We start from the raw sequence: 19471 nt of genomic DNA, 5'->3' as shown, positions 1-19471 counted from the left end.
ACGGTAGTTGTTTTGTTATGGATACAAGTAAATGGTCAGGGAAAAGAATAATCCATTTGCTGCGACCTAAATGCTGAGACACTGTATAGCGAACCATCCAGTAGGTAAAAATCTCCACAGCGGGACTTTTTTGTGCGTAAATAATTCTACACTTTGGGGAATCCCTTTTGCTTTCTTCACACCACACTTTAACGCAACCAACACTTATGGAAAAGAAATCAAGATCAAACGGCGTTGCTGAACCAGCCGCACCCAAACGCGTGATGAAGCGAAAGCCGGCCATTACAAAGGTCAAGGTGGCTTCAAACCAAAGACCCGCCAAAGAAGGCGGTGTTTTGATCGATGCCGATATCTTGCTCAGCATTCTTACAGAAGTAAAGAATGGGAACTTTACCGTACGCATGCCTGCGCAAACCGGCATCAGTGGAAAGATCGCCGACACACTCAACGAGATCATCGACCTGAATGAAAAGATGATGGAGGAGTTTACCAAGGCAGGAAAGATCATCGGTAAGCAGGGTAAACTTACGGAGCGTATCCCGTTGCCCAATGGAAAGGGTTCCTGGCACAAAGGCGTTGATTCGTTGAATACGCTGATCTCTGACCTCGTTCACCCAACCATCGAGATCGCCCACGTAATTGGTTCGGTGGCAAACGGAAACCTTTCTGAAGAAATGCCGCTGAACATTGGCGGACACTTGCTCAAAGGAGAGTTCCTCGACATTGCCAAAGAAGTGAATTACATGGTGAAGCAGCTCAACCTTTTCTCCCGGGAGGTAACACGTGTTGCGCGTGAAGTGGGATCGGAAGGAAAGTTGGGTGGACAGGCAAAAGTAAAAGGTGTGTCCGGTGTGTGGAAAGACCTTACCGATTCTGTGAACCTGATGGGCAGCAACCTTACCGACCAGGTAAGGAACATTGCTGATGTAACAACCGCTGTTGCGAAGGGCGACTTATCCAAAAAAATTACGGTAGATGTAAAAGGAGAGATCCTTGAGCTGAAGAATACGATCAACACGATGGTGGATCAGCTCAACTCTTTCTCCTCGGAGGTAACGCGTGTGGCGCTCGAGGTGGGTACGGAAGGAAAGCTCGGCGGGCAGGCCCAGGTAAAAGGCGTTGCCGGTACATGGAAAGACCTTACGGATTCCGTGAACCAGATGGCCAGTAACCTTACCGGCCAGGTGCGTAACATTGCCGAGGTAACAACGGCGGTGGCCAAGGGGGATCTGTCGAGACAGATTACGGTGGATGTAAAAGGAGAGATCCTTGAATTGAAAAATACGATCAACACGATGGTGGATCAGCTCAACTCTTTCTCTTCCGAGGTAACGCGTGTGGCGCGCGAGGTGGGATCGGAAGGAAAACTGGGCGGGCAGGCAAAAGTAAAAGGTGTGGGTGGCGTATGGAAAGACCTCACCGATTCTGTGAACCAGATGGGTAGTAACCTTACCGCACAGGTACGTAACATCGCCGAGGTAACAACGGCGGTGGCGAATGGTGACCTGTCGAAAAAAATTACGGTGAACGTAGAAGGAGAGATCCTTGAATTGAAAAATACGATCAACACCATGGTGGACCAGCTCAACTCCTTCGCATCAGAGGTAACGCGTGTGGCGCTCGAGGTGGGTACGGAAGGAAAACTGGGCGGTCAGGCCAAAGTAAGAGGTGTTGCCGGTGTATGGAAAGACCTTACGGATTCGGTAAACCAGATGGGTAGTAACCTTACCGCACAGGTGCGTAACATCGCCGATGTAACAACAGCGGTGGCGAACGGTGACCTGTCGAAAAAAATTACGGTGAATGTAGAAGGAGAGATCCTCGAGTTGAAGAATACGATCAACACGATGGTGGACCAGCTCAACTCCTTCGCTTCCGAGGTAACACGTGTGGCGCTGGAGGTGGGTACGGAAGGAAAACTGGGCGGGCAGGCAAAAGTAAAAGGTGTGGGCGGTACATGGAAGGACCTTACCGATTCTGTGAACCAGATGGGTAGTAACCTTACATCGCAGGTACGTAACATCGCCGAGGTAACAACGGCGGTGGCGAGAGGTGACCTGTCGAGAAAAATTACGGTGGATGTAAAAGGAGAGATCCTCGAGTTGAAGAACACGATCAACACCATGGTGGATCAGCTCAACTCGTTCGGCTCCGAGGTAACACGTGTGGCGCGCGAGGTGGGATCGGAAGGAAAACTGGGTGGACAGGCAACGGTAGAAGGCGTGGGTGGTGTGTGGAAAGACCTTACCGATTCCGTGAACCAGATGGGTAGTAACCTTACCGCACAGGTACGTAACATCGCCGACGTAACAACGGCGGTGGCAAAAGGCGACCTCTCAAGAAAAATTACGGTGGATGTAAAAGGAGAGATCCTTGAATTGAAGAATACGATCAACACCATGGTGGACCAGCTCAACTCATTCGGTTCCGAGGTTACGCGCGTGGCGCGTGAGGTAGGTTCTGAAGGGCAGCTGGGCGGTCAGGCCGATGTACCGGGCGTTGCGGGTACATGGAAAGACCTCACCGACTCGGTAAACAAAATGGCGGGTAACCTTACCTCTCAGGTGCGTAACATCGCCGAGGTAACAACAGCGGTGGCCAAAGGGGATCTGTCGCGAAAGATCGAGGTAAACGTAAAAGGCGAGATCCTCGAATTGAAAAATACGATCAACACCATGGTGGACCAGTTACGCGCCTTCGCATCCGAAGTAACGCGTGTGGCGCGTGAGGTAGGATCGGAAGGAAAACTGGGCGGACAGGCGAATGTGCCTGGCGTAGGCGGTACCTGGAAAGACCTTACCGATTCGGTAAACCAGATGGCAGGTAACCTCACCGACCAGGTACGTAACATCGCCGAAGTGGCCATCGCCGTGGCGAATGGCGATATGTCTAAAAAAATTACGGTGGATGTGCGCGGGGAGATCCTCCAGCTCAAAGAAACCATCAACACGATGGTGGACCAATTGCGCGCCTTCGCATCGGAAGTAACACGTGTGGCAACGGAAGTAGGTACGGAAGGAAAGTTGGGCGGACAGGCCTTCGTACCCGGTGTTGCGGGTACCTGGAAAGACCTTACGGATTCGGTGAACCAGATGTCTGGTAACCTTACCTCGCAGGTACGTAACATCGCCGAAGTAACCAAAGCGGTGGCAAGTGGTGACCTTTCGAAACCGATCATGGTGGATGTAAAAGGCGAGATCCTCGATCTCAAAAATACCATCAATACCATGGTGGATCAGCTGCGCGCCTTCGCGTCGGAAGTAACGCGTGTGGCGCGCGAAGTGGGTACGGAAGGAAAACTCGGCGGACAGGCCAGCGTACCGGGTGTTGCGGGTACCTGGAAAGACCTTACGGATTCAGTGAACTTCATGGCCTCAAACTTAACGGGCCAGGTGCGGGGTATTGCAAAAGTGGTAACCTCTGTTGCAAAAGGAAACCTCAAACAGAAATTAACGATCAACGCATTCGGCGAAGTATCGCAGTTAACAGATACGATCAATGAAATGATCGATACGCTAGCCATTTTTGCGGACCAGGTAACGACCGTTGCGCGCGAGGTAGGTGTGGATGGAAAACTGGGCGGACAGGCAAGCGTACCCGGTGCCTCCGGTACCTGGAAAGACCTTACAGAGAACGTAAACCAGCTCGCGGAAAACCTTACCACACAGGTGCGATCGATCTCCGAAGTGGCATCGGCCGTAACAAAAGGTGACCTTACACGAAGCATCAACGTGGCTGCCAAGGGAGAGGTGGAAGCATTGAAAGATACCATCAACCAGATGATCGCCAACCTGAAAGAGACCACCCTGCGCAACCACGAACAGGACTGGCTCAAATCAAACCTCGCGAAGTTTACGCAGATGCTGCAGGGTCAAAAAGACCTCAATACCGTAACCAACCGGATCCTCTCAGAGCTCGCGCAGGTAGTAAATGCGCAGCATGGCGTATTCTATATCCTGAAACAGGACGACAGCCTCAAAAAACTCAAACTCTTCTCCGCATACGCCTACCGCGATGAAATGGGCATCCCGAAAGAATTCGCCATTGGCGAAGGTTTGGTGGGACAGTGCGCAAGGGAAAAAGAAAGAATTCTTTTAACAAACGTGCCTTCCGATTATGTAAAAATAAATTCGGGCCTCGGGCATGCAAGGCCGTTAAACCTCATTGTATTGCCGGTATTGTTCGAGAAGGAAGTAAAAGCCGTTATCGAACTTGCTTCATTTGATTCGTTCAGCAAAACACACCTTGACTTCCTCGGGCAGCTCACAGAAAGTATCGGTATCGTATTGAACACAATTGAAACCAATACACGTACGGAAGAACTGCTCACACAATCCCAATCCCTTGCAGGTGAGTTGAAGATGCAGCAGGAAGAGTTGTCGAGAACAAACGATGAGCTGCAGGACAAAGCCCTTCTCCTTGTTAAACAGAAGAACGAAGTGGAAGACAAGAACCGGGAGGTGGAAGAAGCAAGAAGATCGCTCGAAGAAAAAGCGGAACAGTTAACGCTCACGTCAAAATACAAATCGGAGTTCCTTGCGAACATGTCGCACGAGTTGCGTACACCGCTGAACAGCTTGCTCATCCTTGCACAACAGTTGTATGAGAATGCGGAAGGCAACCTGAACGATAAACAGATCCGCTACGCCAAAACCATTCACTCCTGCGGTGATGACCTGATACAGCTGATCAACGACATCCTCGATCTCTCCAAGATCGAATCAGGATTCATCTCTGCGAATTTCGGCACCGTTCGTTTTGGCGAGATCGCGGGGTTTGTGGAAACAACTTTCAAACCGATCTCCGAGGCAAGACACCTGCGCTTCAACATAGAAACAGACCCAGCGTTGCCACCGGTGATTCAAACCGATCAGCAGCGCCTGAACCAGATCCTCAAAAATCTTTTGTCGAACTCATTCAAGTTTACAGAGAAAGGCGAAGTAAAACTGAAGATCTACATGGCCAACAAAAACTGGAAAACTGGAAATGCGGTGTTGGATGCCGCAGGACAGGTAGCCGCCTTCGCCATCAGCGATACAGGTATCGGTATTCCGCAGGAAAAACAAAACATCATCTTCGAAGCGTTCCAGCAGGCAGAGGGTTCAACGAGCCGGAAGTACGGTGGAACGGGGTTGGGATTGTCGATCAGCCGTGGCCTTGCCGAACTGCTGGGCGGAACCATCGAACTCGAAAGCACACCGGGCGCAGGAAGCACATTCACACTCTTCCTCCCGATCGAGAATGCAGAAGGATTGCCTGCAATTGCTGCGGGCGATGACAAGTTCAGCGGGTACAAAGTTGCGGAGCCGGGTTCAGGCAACGGCAACATCGATACATTGCTCAACTCGATCCGCATCACAAACGAAGGAGCGGATGCGAAGAACATGGTGAATGAGATGATCAATGAAAGCGGCGACGACCGGAGCAACATCCAATCGGGCGACAAAGTGGTATTGATCGTTGAAGACGACCTGCGCTTTGGTAAGATCCTCATCGAGAAAGCACACAACGAAGGGTTTAAGGCCATCATCGCTGTGAGTTATATTGAAGTGTTCGAGTTCATCAACCGCTTTAATCCCATTGCCATCACACTCGATGTAAAACTGCCGGAAACAAGCGGGTGGAAGATACTAGATCTGCTGCGCAACGATCTTAACTACCGCCATATACCGATCCACCTCATATCGGGCGAAGAGAACATGGCCCTTGCGCTCAAACGCGGTGCGAGAAGTTTCCACCTGAAACCATTGGAGAACGAATCGCTCAACGCGTTGTTCAGCGATATCGCCGATTTTCAGCGAAGCGAAAAAAAGAAGGTGCTGGTGGTAGAAGACAATGAGCTTGATGCATCACAGATCGTGAAGATGTTATCGGATGATTCCATCGATGTATCCCTCGCGGGCACCGGCAAAGAAACAATGGAAATGATCGGTGAAGAAAAATACGATTGCATCATCCTCGATTACACATTGCCGGATATTTCAGGAAACGAGCTGGTGAGCCAGGTAAAGGAAATAAAAGGAAGGCTCACACCGGTGATCGTTTATTCGGCAAAAGATTTCGACAAACAGGAATTGGGTATGCTGAGCCGCAGTTCAAATTCGATCCTTACAAAAGGGGTTAACTCGCTCGAGCACCTGCTGGAAGAAACGGTGCTGCATCTTCACATCAACCACAAAGACCTGGCGCCGGATAAACAAAGACTGATCGAGAACATCAGGCTGAAAGACGATATCCTCACCGGCAAGAACATTCTTGTGGTAGATGATGATGTAAGAAATCTTTTCGCGCTCACAACCGTATTTGAACGGTATCACATCAACGTGATCACGGCAGAGAGCGGGAAAGATGCGATCAATATACTTACAGAAAACCCGAAGATCGATATGGTGCTGATGGACATCATGATGCCTGAAATGGATGGCTACGAAACAACACAGAAGATCAGGCGCGAACACAAGAACAGCATGCTCCCGATCATCGCCGTAACCGCCAAGGCCATGAAGGGCGACCGACAGAAATGCATCGAGGCAGGCGCATCGGATTACATCACGAAGCCACTGAAGATCGACCAGCTGTTGTCGTTGATGCGGATATGGTTTTATAAATAAGCCAGGTGGTATTGATTGAAATAAAAGGATTATACACGTCAGTTAAAGCAATAGCTTAAAGAAATGCGTACCAAGATATTGATCGTAGACGACCGCGAAGACAATCTCCTCTCAATTGAAACGATATTGGGAGATGAGGCCTATTACTTTGTCCGCGCGAATTCCGGACGCGAGGCTCTGAAGGTATTGCTGAACGAATTTGATTTTGCGCTGATATTGATGGATGTGAAAATGCCGAACCTGGATGGTTTTGAAACCGCATCATTGATCTATGAACGGGAAAAACTGCAGCACATTCCCATCATCTTTATTACCGCGAACAGCTATGGCGACGAAAATGTTTTCAAGGGATACCAGACCGGTGCGGTGGATTATATATACAAACCCATCAACCCAAACCTGCTGAAAGCCAAAGTGGGCGTGTTTGTTGATCTGTATAAAAAGAACCATCGCCTGATGCTGCAGGAGAAAAAGCTCATCGCCATCAACAAAAACCTGGCCGACGAGGTACGCGACCGCAAAGCATCTGAAGAGAAAGTGAAAGAACTGAATTACCAGTTGCTCGATAACATCGCGCGCCTGGAATCAACCAACAAGGAGCTGGACAGGGTGGTGTTCATGGCCTCGCACGACCTGCAGGAGCCATTGCGAAAGATGATGATCTTCAGCGACCGTTTGTTCTCCAGGTATGGCTCGCTGCTGGATGAAGAGGGCAGGAACGATATTTCCAAGATCCAGATGGAAGCCGTGCGTATGCGCAAGCTGATTGAGGACATACTTACTTTCTCTAAAATGTCTGTCGAAACAAACTCGCTCGTGCACAGCGATATGAACGCACTGCTGCAGGATGTGTTGAACGGAATGGAAGACCTTATCCTCGAAAAAAATGCAAAACTGATCATCGATGAATTGCCGCACCTGTATGTAAACCCCGGTTTGATCAGGCCCTTGTTTTTCAACCTCGTGAGTAACGCGCTCAAATATTCGAAACCCGATGTGAAACCCGTTATCAGCATACGCGCGCAACAGAACATCATGGAAGAAGGAAGCCCGGCCGGTAACAGTTACTGCAGGATCTTTGTTGAAGACAACGGCATCGGGTTTGAGCAACAGTATTCAGAGCAGATCTTCGGGATGTTCAAACGCCTGCACGATAAAAACAAATATGAAGGAACCGGGATTGGCCTCGCTATCTGCAAAAAAATTGTGGAAGAACACAATGGCTTTATCTCCGTGATCAGTAAAGTGAACGAAGGATCAACGTTCATCGTATCGTTTCCGGTACTGAACCCGGCCGATAATTAGTGCTTTTTACCAATGTTTTTAAGGGATTTTATTAAGATTTTGCGAACGTGCCGTAAAATCTACCAAATTCGTATGTAAATACTCCGGATCGGCGCTATATTGCTGTGGCCAATATGCGTATCCATCCCCAATATCGCATTGTTATTGTTCTCGCCGTTCTTGCAGGCTCCGTTTTTCCCGCCTGTAAAAATGAACCACGCAACCGCATTGATCATACGGATGTGCTCGACAGTTTTTTCTATTCGCTGAAATTAACCGGGGATGGAGATTTCCTCGGTAAGATAGATTCCATCTCAAGGTCGATAAAAAATCCCGGTATCAAGGACCAGTGGAATGTTCTTTCCTATAAATATGCGTACTACTATTACCGCGCGCATGCGTTTAAAACCGCTATTGTGTATGCCGACAGCATGCTTCAGTTGCTCGACCGCAAACCTGATTTTCTGCCGTTGTATGCCAAAACACTTTTTTTAAAGGGCGACGCCTTTCTTTCGCAGCGCCGTTACTCGGAATCTTTTACATGGTATTACAAGGGAAGGCTCGCCATACTTGAGAAAAGGGATTCCTGCGCATTGTCTGAATACAGCGCGCGGTTGGCCACCGTTTGCTATGTGCAGAAAAAATATGTGGAGGCCGCAGGTTATTATAAACAATCCATAAAAGAAACGGAGCGCTGCCCGGAAGGAACGTTCGACGAATTTGCGCAGCGGCAGGGCAATTACGACAACATCGGGATCTGTTATGTGAGAGCGAACATGAAAGACAGTGCGGGCGTTTACTTTGACAAGGCGCTTGCTTACATTGATGCGAACGAGCACCGTTTCCCGGAGAAAGCAGAATTTATACAGGTGGCGCGCGCCGTGATCTACGGTAACAAGGCAAACGTTGCGATCGACGATAAAAGATATACAGAAGCGGAGCAGTTGCTCGGGCAGAGCATTGCCATCAATGAACACCCTTTGCATGCACCCGAAGATGCCGTGTACAGCAGGATCAAACTCGCCAAACTGTACCAGCTTCAGAAAAGATTTGACGAAGCTGAGAAGATCGTTCAACAGATCGATTCCACGCGCAGGCCCTACAAGAATCCCGACCTTTCCGAGGGTTATTTCCTGCTGCGTTCCCGGCAGTCTGAAAACACCGGCGATCACAAGGCTGCCTATGCATATTTGTCGGAATACAACCGCATCCGCGATTCTGTTGCGAATGTATCCGGGCCCGTCACGTCTGTAGACATACAGCAGGAGCTGGATGATGTTGCCCGCCAGTTCCAGCTTACCGTGCTGAAGAAAGAGAACAAAGTAAAAACCGAGTACCTTATTTTGATGGTCGTTATAGCGGTGCTTGCAGTATTGGTGGTGATCCTGGTTTTGCTCAATTACCGCCGTTCGCGCAGGAATGTAATGGAGCTTACACAGCTTCACGACGAAGTAACACACAAGAACGCGGCGCTGCAGCAAACCCTTACGGCACTGGAGCAAAGCCACCAGAACAACAACCGCTTTATGCGAATCGTTGCGCACGATCTACGGGGGCCGGTGGGCGCGATCAATTCGCTGGCAGAGATCCTGCAACAGGGCGGGTTGCCTGACGACAAGAAAGACGAAATGTTGCGCGCCATTCACACATCGGGCACCAAATCGATGAACCTCATCAACGACCTGTTGAATGATATGCAGGCATTCAGCAAACTAAAGAATATCGAAATCATCAATATCGCAGATATACTCCGGTATTGTGTGGCGCTGTACGAGCACCAGGTACAGGAGAAGAACCAGGTGGTTATACTGGATACAGTGCCGGCCTATGTTTCGGGCGACCAGGAGAAATTGTGGCGCGTGTTCAGTAACCTGGTGAGCAATGCCATCAAATTCAGCCGGCAGAATGGTGAGATAAGGATTACAACGGAGCTCAACAACGGCCAGGTCATCATTGCCATTCACGACCAGGGAATCGGCATCCCCGACAATTTCAAGCACCGCATATTTGAATCAACAGGTGCAGGAAGCCCCGGAACTTCGGGAGAAGCGTCTTTTGGGCTTGGGTTGTCCATATCTAAACAGATCATTTCCCTTCACAAAGGAAAAATATGGTTTGAAAGCGAGAAGGGACAAGGCGCAAGTTTTTTTGTATCCTTACCTTTGGCCGAACAGCCGGTTTCGCAATGATCAACAATTCCCTGCTAACCCATATTCAAAAATATGTTCCCCTGAACGAAGAAGAACAACTGCTTGTTGCTTCACAATTCACACAGCAGATGTATAAAAAGAAATCATTTTTGCTGAAGGAGGAACAGGTTTGCCATGCGTTGTATTTTGTAGACAAAGGCTGTCTCCGTAATTTTTTCCTGACCGACAAAGGTGTTGAACACACTACGCAGTTTGCCCTTGAAAACTGGTGGCTCACAGATTTTCTTGCATTTGAACAAGAGGCGCCGTCTAATTTTTTTGTGCAGGCGGTAGAGAATTCATCCGTTTACAGCATTACCAAAATAAAGCAGGACGAACTTCTTGTGAAGTTGCCGAAGCTTGAGCGGTATTTCCGTTTGATCCTTCAGCGCGCTTATGGCGCCTATCAATTGCGGATCAAATATTTGTACAGCCAGTCGGGAGAGGAGCGCTACCATCATTTCAATAACCTGTTTCCTGAGTTTGTGCAGCGTGTGCCGCAGTATATGCTTGCTTCGTACCTTGGGTTTACGCCTGAATTTTTAAGCAAGATCCGCGCTGGCAAAGTTTAAAACATAACCCAGACACTTGTTCGGGAAGGCGAGATCCTGTTTCTTGAACTACTTCAAGATTATTCCGTTTTACATAGTGGAGCTTTGCATTACAAAAAACAACAGTCATGCAAAACAGGATCAACATTTTAAAGACCCAACCCGAGGGGTACAAAGCGATGCTCGGTATGGAAAAATTCATCGCAACAACAAAACTGCAACCGTTGCACAAAGAGCTGATCAAGATCAGGGCCTCACAGATCAATGGTTGTGCCTATTGTATCAACATGCATACCAAAGATGCCCGCAAACTGGGCGAAACCGAACAGCGCATATACCTGCTCAACGCCTGGAAGGAAACCACGCTTTATACAGCGGAAGAAAGAATCATTCTCCAGCTCACAGAAGAAATAACGATGATCAGCAATGCTGTGTCTGATGCCACCTACGCAACAGCCGCAGAACTCCTCGGCGAAGCCTACCTCGCCGATGTGGTAATGATGATCGTTACAATCAATATGTGGAACAGGATAGGGGTGTTTAGTGAACTACAACCAGAATAGATTATAATTAGGAATTAGTAATTAGGAATTAGGAATTAGAAGTAGGAGTTAAATATTAGGAATTAAGGATTAGTAATTAGGATATTGAACACTGATTTACTGAATTCCTAATTCCTAATTACTAATTCCTAATTATAATTTCGGGTTTGCGGGTTTTATCGGCGCAGAAAACGCATTCGCACCATGTACTTTCATTTTTCTGCGGTATACTTTGTCTCTGCAGGCAACATACATCGTGTCAAAATCAACGCCACCGAAGCAAAGATTTGCCGGTTCGCCGCTGGGTACAGGAATGATCACGTTAACGCGGCCGGTCTGATCGAGCACCTGGATACCCATTTTCGTGGCAACATATACGCGGCCATCGCGGTCGCATTTCAGTCCGTCTGACCATGCGCTTTCATCATTGTCGCGCACATGGAGCCATCCGTATTTTTGTTTGTTCGATAAAGTGCCGTCTGCATTGATGGAATAGATCCAAACCCAATGCGAGGTCGATTCCGTTACGTATAATTGGGTCTGGTCGGGTGTGAGCGCAATGCCGTTTGCGTATTTCAATCCTTCGTCAACCACAATTTTTTCCCCGTTGGCACGAACCAGGTAGATCTTACTTGGATTTTCCCTGCCATCGGGCGCCGTAACATAAAGGTTCCCGTTGTTTGACATTACCAGGTCGTTCCCTGCAAGATCTGTGGCTATGGTGGTTGCTTTGCCCGTTTCATCGTAGGCAAGGATTTGCTTGTTGCCGGTTACAACGTATCGTTTGCCATCGATGCCAAAACAGGTTCCGCTTTCTTTGTTGTCGTCTGATTTTACAGTGGTAAGTTTCCCATCTGTTGCAACTTTGAACGTGATCGATTTTTTGATGTCCTGGAAAAAAACTTCCCCTTTTGCATTCGCGGAAGTGCCTTCTGTAAAATCATAACCTTGCCCAACCAGTTCCCATTCACTGCCGGGCAGGAATATTTCTCCTGCCATCTGGTTTTTTGATGATCCTTTCTGAACCGCTTTTGGCCAGTCTTTCCAGAGCCACCGCATCGCATCAGGGAAAACGGCGGTGCCCTGGCGGCCGTTGTGCCCTTCCTGTCCCCATTCGTGTTTTACTTCGTAACCCGCAAAACTCAGCGCGCGTTCCATGCTTTCGTTTGCTTTCCACCAGTCGCCTGCGTAGATGTTTAGATCGTCTGATCCATCTTGTAAAAAAATGCGTATGGGTTTGGGTTCTGTTTTTCTGACCAACGTAGAGTAGCGCTCTCCGCCACGCAATCCCACGTAGGTGCCGATGGCGCTGAATACGCGCGAGAAGGCATCCGGCCGTTCCCATGCAGCGGTAAAGGCGCAGATTGCACCACTGCTCGATCCGCCGATAGCGCGGTCGTTACCGTTTTTCGACAGGCGGATGGCGCGGCCATCGCTTGTTTTTTGTTTCTCCACTTCAGGCAGAATTTCATTGAGCAGAAAGCGCACATAGGCATCACCCAATCCATCGTACTCATAGCTGCGGTTAAACCGGTCTAGCCCTGTCTGCGCATCTTTTGCAACCACGCGCCCGGGATTTATAAAAACGCCGATGGTAACGGGCATTTCCTTCTGGTGGATAAGGTTGTCGAAAACAACAGGCGCTTTCCATTGAATGCCATCCTGGTTTACATACAAACAGGCCGGTTTTGCGGGATCGTATTGTGCCGGCACATATATCCAATATTCGCGCCATGTTCCGGGAAATATCTTCGAGTTGCTGAAACTGAGTTTGATGATCTCACCTTTCGGAACGCCCGGGTGCTCCACCGAAGCAGAATCAACGGGATAATTAACGGCAGCAGGCGTTTGCGCAAACAGGCATGTGTGCACAATCAATAGACCGAACAGTAAAAAAGATCTCATGGTGGGCCGGTTAGGGTTGGAGTTGGATGTGAAGAAAGCCTTCGCTAATATAAACTTATTCCATCCCAACGCCAAACACTAACCTCCGCGGTTTGCCCTCCTGTTGGAGCTGGCGGCTGCGCCTGTTCCAAAGTTCCGGAGATTGTAAGTGAAGGTAAGCATGAAGTACTGCTGCAACACACGGTTCTGTATGTCTTCGTAATAGTTTTCGGTCACGTTCCTGCTGATCGCCTGGTTTTGTTTCAACAGGTCAAACACACTTAATTTCAACTCGCCTTTCTGGTTGGCCAGGAATTTTTTGCCGGCGCTCATGTTCCATAAAAAATAACTTTGGTTGAATCCCGCAGACAGGCCGCTGTACAACTGGTTGTTCAGGTCGTTCTGGAAAAACCAACCTCTTTTCGACAACAGGTTAAACTGCACACTCGCCACATGCGAATAATATTTTGTGTTCAGCGTGGGTTGAAGGTTGTTTTTGATGTCGTTGAAGCTCCCTGAATAGGAAACGGTAAAATCTACATACTGGCTCACATTGCTGGCGATCACGGCGCCCGCGGTGTACGTTGTTGTTTTTGACAGGTTCGAACGGTAATTGATCATACCCGGCAGTTTTGAATAAGAAACACCACCATTGAAATTGATACTCGACTTGATAAATTTCAACGGCATCGCAAACGTAACGAACGAACGCAGGCTGAAATAACCATCAAGGTTAATGGGTTTGGTAAGGGTTTGCCCGGCTTTCAATGATACGTCTGGTGTGAGTACAGAATCAACCAGCGGTATAAAAGTTGCGTTGGTGATGTAGTTGCTTGCGGTCTGCACAAAAATGTTCCCGACAAACAAGATCCCTTTGCCCGTGTTTGAAAAAGTGTAACGGCCGTTGATCATGTGCGCGTATTGTTGCGAAAGATCCGGGTTGCCAGCCGTTACTGCAGGTATATTGGTTACATCATATACATCCTGCAACTGTGTTACCGATGGCTGGTTGGTGCTTGCACGGTAAAACAACCGGATATTGCTTCGTTGTGAAAGTTTGAAACGCATCATCGCATTCGGCAGGTAATTCACAAACGTTTTGGTAACGCGCAACGCACGAGGGAACTCCTGTATGCTGAAGAGGTCTGTGCGCTGGTAGTTCACGCCAAACGACAACTGGTTGTCTCGTGTGCCGTACCTGTAGGCAATGCCCGCGTTCTGGCCCGAGTTGGTATTTTCAAATTTACTCGAGAGCGTTGGGTCAAACACCGAATAATCGTTGGTTGATTTCTGAAACTGGTAGGCTTCCTGGTCTGCTTTGCTTTTTGTATACGAAGGATTGTAATTCAATTGCAGCTGCGAATTCTGCGAGATCGGTTCTGTATAAACGATGTTGGCAGAAACCGAATACCCGTTGGTCAGCTGGTCGGTAAAACGCTGCGTGGTTGAATCGGTAAAACCCGATCCTGTAAAAGTCGTATCGTATAATGTTGTGTATACATCGCCCATTCGTCTGTTGAATGAGTTGGTAAGGTTCACTGAAAACGTTCTTCCTTTCTTCGCAAAACTATGCCGCCACAGGATGTTGTTGTTGATGTTGTTGCCGGAACGGATGCTGTTGGTTGTGTTGTTCGTTCTTGCGGTAAGCGCACCCGATAGCGGATCGAAGAAAGAGGTTGTAGTGTTCCTGAACGATTTGTTATCCTGGAAACTCACGCTTGGCGTAACGATCAACTGGTTGTTCGAATCGAGCGTATATTCAAACCTCAGGCTGAAGCGATGGTTGTTGTTCTTGCTGTTTGAAAACGTTCTTTGATCGTAGTTCGGGATGCCATCGAGGAAATATTTCCTGCTTACCGCTTCATCCGTTGTGTTGTCGCTGTTGTTGAAGAAATAACTTCCTGATACAATTATTTTTTTACCCCAGTTGTCTGCATAGTTGATGCCGATCGCATTGGTCTTGTTGATGCCGGTCTGCTGTCCCACCAGGAAATTACTGTTGTTCCCAAACCCACCGCCACCACCGCCGCCATTGTTTCCGCCTGCTGCCTGGCCGCCACCACCACCGCGTTGTCCTCCGCCACGCTGCCCGCCGCCGCCACCGCCACCGCGTTGTGTATTGGTATTGGTTACGCCGAGCAGATCCTGCGATGCAAAATTCTGCTGGTTAACGTTGTTGAAATTTCCAACGAGTGAGATTTTGCGCGTGCCGTTGAGAAAGGTTGTATTACCACCTGCCCAGTAATGATCGTCTGATCCATACCCGGCGAAGATCCTTCCAAACTGCCCGTTGCGCATATTGGCCTTGGTTACGATGTTGATGCCTTTGGTACTGCTTCCATCGTCGAAACCAGTGAACTGCGCCTGGTCGCTCAGCCGGTCGAACACCTGTATCTTATCGATGATCTCTGCAGGAAGGTTTTTCAAAGCTGCCGTTGCATCATCGCCGAACAGTTCCCGTCCGTCGATGGTTACTTTCTGCACGTTCTCGCCATTCGCTTTAACCTGCCCGTTCTCAACGGTGATGCCGGGGATCTTCCTGGCAAGGTCTTCGGCGCTTGCGTCCGGGTTTACTTTGTATTGACTGGCGCTGAACTGAACCGTATCGCCTTTCTGAACCACAGGAGCGGCGGAAGACACCACTGTAACGGAAGAGCTTACATCTGTTGTTGCGGTAAGAAATACAAAACCCATGTCAACATCCGCGGTATCTACTTTTGCATAAACATTGGTGGTTGCGAAGCCGATGGAGCTCAAAGTGATGCGGAAAGAATCGCGTTTCATACCGGTGAAAATGAAGCGTCCCAATGAATCGGTGACAGTTGCTTTTCTATCGGTGGAATCTTTTATGCCGCGTAATAGAACAGTAACACCGGGCAGTGCGGTAACCGAATCGTTGCTCTTTACCCAGCCGGTGAGCCGGCGGTTTTGCGCGTGGCAAAATACTGTGATTATCAGTGCGATACAGAGTAAAAAAGATTTGCGTGGCAACATAACATTGGAATAAAAAGTGATGAAATCAACCATCGCCCATACACGTTAAAAACACATGCCACCGCGGCGGATTTGTTTTATATTTATTAACAAATCAACACGATGAAAAAGCTCTGTTTACTGCTCGCGGCCATCTGCCTGTTTTGCTCTTTCCAGGAGAAAAAGAAGACATGGGTAGCGATCGGCGATTCCATTACTTACCTCAACGAACACCCGGACGAAACAGGCCACCGCATCACCAAAGGTTATATGACACGGGTGGTTGAAGAACTGCCCGGTTTTTCCTATACCAACCAGGGCCACAACGGGTGGACGGCCATCCGCATTGCAACGGAGATCGGGAAACTGGGCATTCAGGAAGCCGATGTCTATTCTGTGTTTTTGGGAACGAACGACTGGTGGGCAGGAAAACCACTCGGAACTTTCAGCGATTATGAGAACAACACCGGCCTGGAAACGGTAAACGGCGCGTTCAGGATCATCCTCGATAAACTGAAGCAATTAAATCCCGATGCGAAGATCATTCTCATCACACCGATGCAGCGCGTGGATTTTGTTTACATCAACAATTTTAAGAACAACGCGTACGGCTCCTACAAAGACAAGAACGGCCAATGGCTCGAACAGTTTGCAGACGCCATTAAAAAGATCGGGAAACATGAGCATGTTGCAGTGGTGGATCTGTATCACAACAAACAAATGCAATTGAAAAACCTGGTCGTTTATAAACGTTTAAAGGACCCTCAGACAGCCGGCGCATACCGGAACTATTCGTATCCCGATTTTATAGGCGTGCCCTTCAACCCGGAAACAGATGAGTATCCTTACCCCGTCGGATCGATCGATATCACTTACGACGGGCTGCATCCATCGGACAAAGGATACAAGATCATCGCGGATCAGTTGGTGAAGCTATTGAAGAAATAACAACATCACGCCTCCGTTCAACATCGCACAGCGGGATATTGTGGATGAAATTACTCATCAGTTTTACGTTCGCAGATCGCCTTCAATTAATGGTGCTTGAAATACTGGATCTCTTTTTCATGCTTCTTTGCAGCATCCATTGAATCGAACGTGCCGAGGTTCCTGCGCTTGTTTGTTTTAGGATCTTTTTTCCGTGAATAGATACGGTATTGTCCTGATTTTAATTTCCTGATCATCTGGTGCTTTTTAGTTTCTGTTGCGAAAAGAATGCCGGAAACCGTGGCTCGTTTTTTTTCATCTTATAAAAAAAACGAATCATGCCCGAAGGCCCGTCCATCGTCATCCTCAAAGAACTGGTGCAGCAATTCAAAGGAAAGAAGATCCTTGAATCGTATGGCAACACGAAGGAAGATCTGCCACCGCTGGAAGGACTGGTGATCCAGGACTTCAAAAGCTGGGGCAAGCATTTCCTGGTGTGTTTCAAGAAATTCTCGATCCGTATTCATTTCATGCTGTTCGGTTCCTATGTGATCAATGATCAGAAAACGGTGAAGGCGAGGCTGGGGTTTCGCTTCAACAATGGGCAACTGAATTTCTACACCTGTTCCATCAAGTTGATAGAGGGCGATCTGGACGAAGTGTACGATTGGTCGGCAGATGTGATGAACCCGGCGTTCGATCCCGCAAAAGCAAAAAAGAAAATGCTGGCGCAACCGGGTATGTTGGTTTGTGATGCGTTGATGGACCAGTCAATTTTTTCAGGTGTTGGAAACATCATCAAAAATGAAGTGTTGTTCAGGATCGAAGTGCATCCCGAAAGCAAAGTGGAGGAACTACCTGCTGCAAAGATGAAGCAACTGCTGAAAGAAGCCGTGGCCTACAGTTTTGATTTTCTTGAATGGAAAAAAGCGTTTGTGCTGAAAAAACACTGGCTTGCATACAACCAGAAAGTTTGCCCGCGAGATGGCACTCCGTTTCTCAAAAAGAACATGGGCAGGTCTAACCGGAAAACATTCTGCTGCAAAACCTGCCAAAAATTATACAGTTAAATCTGGCATAATTTTTTTTCGTGCAGAGGGTTAAAGAAGTAGTGATGAAGAGAATAGTACTTATGTTGATCTTGGTTATGGCGGGTTCTGTTTCGATGCTGGATGCGCAGGAGAGAAGTTCATACCGACACATGTTCCGCCTGTATTACGATAATGATTTTATCAATTTTGCGGGTAAAGGCACGGATCATGCTTACACGTTTGGTACGCGCCTGGATTATTTTTACACCAGGGATCATGCCTCGCGGTTTTTTCTCGACCGGTGGTTTCCCAAAGCCGGCGGCGTTGCGGTGAATACTTTTGGATGGAGCCTGGTGCAGGTTGCGTATACGCCAGACGACATTATTACAACCGAACCGGATGTAAACGATTATCCATATGCGAGCGGCCTGTTTGCGATCCATTCGCTGCACTCCTCCAATCCCATTGCGAAATTCAACCTGCGCACAGAATTGAGCGCGGGCATCATCGGGCCTTACTCGTATGCAAACGAGGTACAGGAAGGTTTTCACAGGTGGATCAAATACCAGTTGCCAATGGGTTGGGATCACCAGATGCCAACGGATGTACTGCTCAACCTCAGCATTAGTGGTGAAAAATTATTGTGGCAGCAGGGCAGGTGGTTAGAGGTAAGCGGGGGCGCAGGGCTTAAAGCAGGAACGATGGAAAATGCGGCCACCGTATATGGTTTGTTACGCATCGGCAAGATGGAACCCTATTACGATGGGTTGCTGTCGCAGTCGGGCTCGCCGCGTGAGAACAAACCGCACCGGTTCCAGATCTATGCCGTTGCGAAACCGGGCCTGTATGTAACGGCATACAATGCGTTTGTAGACGGAGGCGTTTTTGCAGGCAGGAATGAATATTACCGGCAGACGAAAGGAGAGCAGCAGCCGTATGCAACGGATCACGGCATTCACCCCGTGATTGACGCAGGATTACAGATCGTATCGGGAAAGATGGGTTTTTCCGTTACACAGAAAGTGATGGCGCCATTGCTGAAAGGTTATCCTGCGCATCCCGTCGGGAATTTTACATTGACCGTTGGCTGGTAGAATGGTCAGTGTAAAACAGAGATGATAAATAATTAAAATGAAATGATTGTGTACCGCGTGCTGTAAAGCCCCATTGTTTTTATTCTTCAAACACTGTATATGCCTTCTACGGTGATCAGATCGTTTTCCTACGATGCGCTCAAACATCGGCTGCGCGTGGTGTTCGTGTCGGGAATGGTGTATGAGTACTTAAACGTTCCGCAGGAGATCTACGATGAGATGAGAGCCGCTTTCTCCAAAGGAACTTACCTGAATGAACGGATCAAAGGTTTTTATGAGTTCAGGAAAGTGTAATGCAGACAGTTGATCATCACCACCGTAACTTCTTTCGGTACTTACCGGGAAACTTCATTCAACCAGAAATTCACTTGCAGTTGTGTTGATG

Annotated in this window: 13 protein-coding genes; 10 read left to right on the top strand and 3 right to left on the bottom strand. The window is 48.4% G+C overall.

Annotated features, from left to right (window positions below; translation table 11 throughout):
- Positions 1-206 precede the first annotated feature (206 nt).
- The 5 genes from GWC95_RS10135 (at position 207) to GWC95_RS10115 (ending at position 11198) form a co-directional block, all read left to right on the top strand.
- Complete coding sequence (locus GWC95_RS10135; RefSeq protein ID WP_202630259.1) at positions 207-6611, top strand: HAMP domain-containing protein; 6405 nt, start codon at positions 207-209, stop codon at positions 6609-6611.
- 63 nt (positions 6612-6674) lie between these two features.
- Complete coding sequence (locus GWC95_RS10130) at positions 6675-7916, top strand: sensor histidine kinase (RefSeq protein WP_161818587.1); 1242 nt, start codon at positions 6675-6677, stop codon at positions 7914-7916.
- 113 nt (positions 7917-8029) lie between these two features.
- Entirely contained in the window at positions 8030-10084 is a 2055-nt protein-coding gene (locus GWC95_RS10125) for a sensor histidine kinase (RefSeq protein ID WP_161818586.1), read from the top strand.
- Positions 10081-10656 carry a Crp/Fnr family transcriptional regulator gene (locus GWC95_RS10120; protein WP_161818585.1) on the top strand — a complete coding sequence of 192 codons (576 nt, stop codon included), beginning with the start codon at positions 10081-10083 and terminating at the stop codon, positions 10654-10656. Before GWC95_RS10125 ends, GWC95_RS10120 begins: the two co-directional genes overlap by 4 nt.
- Positions 10657-10763: 107 nt before the next feature.
- The gene (locus GWC95_RS10115) at positions 10764-11198 is read left to right on the top strand and encodes a carboxymuconolactone decarboxylase family protein (RefSeq protein WP_161818584.1); all 435 of its coding nucleotides are present in this window, start codon (positions 10764-10766) and stop codon (positions 11196-11198) included.
- Positions 11199-11330: 132 nt separating this feature from the next.
- Here the strand turns inward: GWC95_RS10115 and GWC95_RS10110 are convergent, their stop codons facing one another.
- Positions 11331-13082, bottom strand: a complete 1752-nt coding sequence (locus tag GWC95_RS10110; protein WP_161818583.1) for an SMP-30/gluconolactonase/LRE family protein — start codon at positions 13080-13082, stop codon at positions 11331-11333.
- Between the two features lie 78 nt (positions 13083-13160).
- Positions 13161-15845, bottom strand: coding sequence for an outer membrane beta-barrel protein (locus tag GWC95_RS10105; RefSeq protein ID WP_161818582.1), 2685 nt, complete (start codon positions 15843-15845; stop codon positions 13161-13163).
- A gap of 10 nt (positions 15846-15855) precedes the next feature.
- Between GWC95_RS10105 and GWC95_RS10100 the strand changes: the two genes are divergently transcribed.
- Together GWC95_RS10100 and GWC95_RS10095 are read left to right on the top strand one after the other, a co-directional pair.
- A complete protein-coding gene (locus GWC95_RS10100; protein ID WP_161818581.1) occupies positions 15856-16068 on the top strand; it encodes a hypothetical protein in 213 nt (70 codons plus the stop codon).
- 89 nt (positions 16069-16157) lie between these two features.
- Positions 16158-16982 (top strand): SGNH/GDSL hydrolase family protein, encoded by an 825-nt coding sequence (locus GWC95_RS10095; RefSeq protein ID WP_161818580.1) that lies wholly within the window; start codon positions 16158-16160, stop codon positions 16980-16982.
- Between the two features lie 86 nt (positions 16983-17068).
- Here GWC95_RS10095 and GWC95_RS19605 read toward each other — a convergent pair whose 3' ends face one another.
- Positions 17069-17218, bottom strand: a complete 150-nt coding sequence (locus GWC95_RS19605) for a hypothetical protein (protein WP_202630258.1) — start codon at positions 17216-17218, stop codon at positions 17069-17071.
- Between the two features lie 81 nt (positions 17219-17299).
- Here GWC95_RS19605 and GWC95_RS10090 point away from each other — a divergent pair, with 81 nt between their 5' ends.
- The 3 genes from GWC95_RS10090 (at position 17300) to GWC95_RS10080 (ending at position 19380) form a co-directional block, all read left to right on the top strand.
- Positions 17300-18031 (top strand): endonuclease, encoded by a 732-nt coding sequence (locus GWC95_RS10090; RefSeq protein ID WP_161818579.1) that lies wholly within the window; start codon positions 17300-17302, stop codon positions 18029-18031.
- Positions 18032-18075: 44 nt separating this feature from the next.
- The gene (locus GWC95_RS10085; RefSeq protein ID WP_161818578.1) at positions 18076-19086 is read left to right on the top strand and encodes a lipid A deacylase LpxR family protein; all 1011 of its coding nucleotides are present in this window, start codon (positions 18076-18078) and stop codon (positions 19084-19086) included.
- Positions 19087-19185: 99 nt separating this feature from the next.
- On the top strand, positions 19186-19380 hold the full coding sequence (locus GWC95_RS10080; protein WP_161818577.1) for a KTSC domain-containing protein: 195 nt from the start codon (positions 19186-19188) through the stop codon (positions 19378-19380).
- Positions 19381-19471: the final 91 nt, after the last annotated feature.

The sequence above is a fragment of the Sediminibacterium roseum genome (assembly GCF_009939005.1).
GTDB classification, from domain to species: Bacteria; Bacteroidota; Bacteroidia; order Chitinophagales; family Chitinophagaceae; genus Sediminibacterium; species Sediminibacterium roseum.
The sequence above is the reverse complement of the archived record's forward strand: the minus strand, read 5'-3'. Positions and strand labels throughout refer to the sequence as shown.

Bases quoted from the DNA above. Each gene is read 5' to 3' on its own strand.
- GWC95_RS10135 (WP_202630259.1), top strand. From the start codon at position 207: ATGGAAAAGAAATCAAGATCAAACGGCGTTGCTGAACCAGCCGCACCC.
- GWC95_RS10130 (WP_161818587.1), top strand. From the start codon at position 6,675: ATGCGTACCAAGATATTGATCGTAGACGACCGCGAAGACAATCTCCTC.
- GWC95_RS10125 (WP_161818586.1), top strand. From the start codon at position 8,030: ATGCGTATCCATCCCCAATATCGCATTGTTATTGTTCTCGCCGTTCTT.
- GWC95_RS10120 (WP_161818585.1), top strand. From the start codon at position 10,081: ATGATCAACAATTCCCTGCTAACCCATATTCAAAAATATGTTCCCCTG.
- GWC95_RS10115 (WP_161818584.1), top strand. From the start codon at position 10,764: ATGCAAAACAGGATCAACATTTTAAAGACCCAACCCGAGGGGTACAAA.
- GWC95_RS10110 (WP_161818583.1), bottom strand. From the start codon at position 13,082: ATGAGATCTTTTTTACTGTTCGGTCTATTGATTGTGCACACATGCCTG.
- GWC95_RS10105 (WP_161818582.1), bottom strand. From the start codon at position 15,845: ATGAAACGCGATTCTTTCCGCATCACTTTGAGCTCCATCGGCTTCGCA.
- GWC95_RS10100 (WP_161818581.1), top strand. From the start codon at position 15,856: ATGAAGCGTCCCAATGAATCGGTGACAGTTGCTTTTCTATCGGTGGAA.
- GWC95_RS10095 (WP_161818580.1), top strand. From the start codon at position 16,158: ATGAAAAAGCTCTGTTTACTGCTCGCGGCCATCTGCCTGTTTTGCTCT.
- GWC95_RS19605 (WP_202630258.1), bottom strand. From the start codon at position 17,218: ATGATCAGGAAATTAAAATCAGGACAATACCGTATCTATTCACGGAAA.
- GWC95_RS10090 (WP_161818579.1), top strand. From the start codon at position 17,300: ATGCCCGAAGGCCCGTCCATCGTCATCCTCAAAGAACTGGTGCAGCAA.
- GWC95_RS10085 (WP_161818578.1), top strand. From the start codon at position 18,076: ATGAAGAGAATAGTACTTATGTTGATCTTGGTTATGGCGGGTTCTGTT.
- GWC95_RS10080 (WP_161818577.1), top strand. From the start codon at position 19,186: ATGCCTTCTACGGTGATCAGATCGTTTTCCTACGATGCGCTCAAACAT.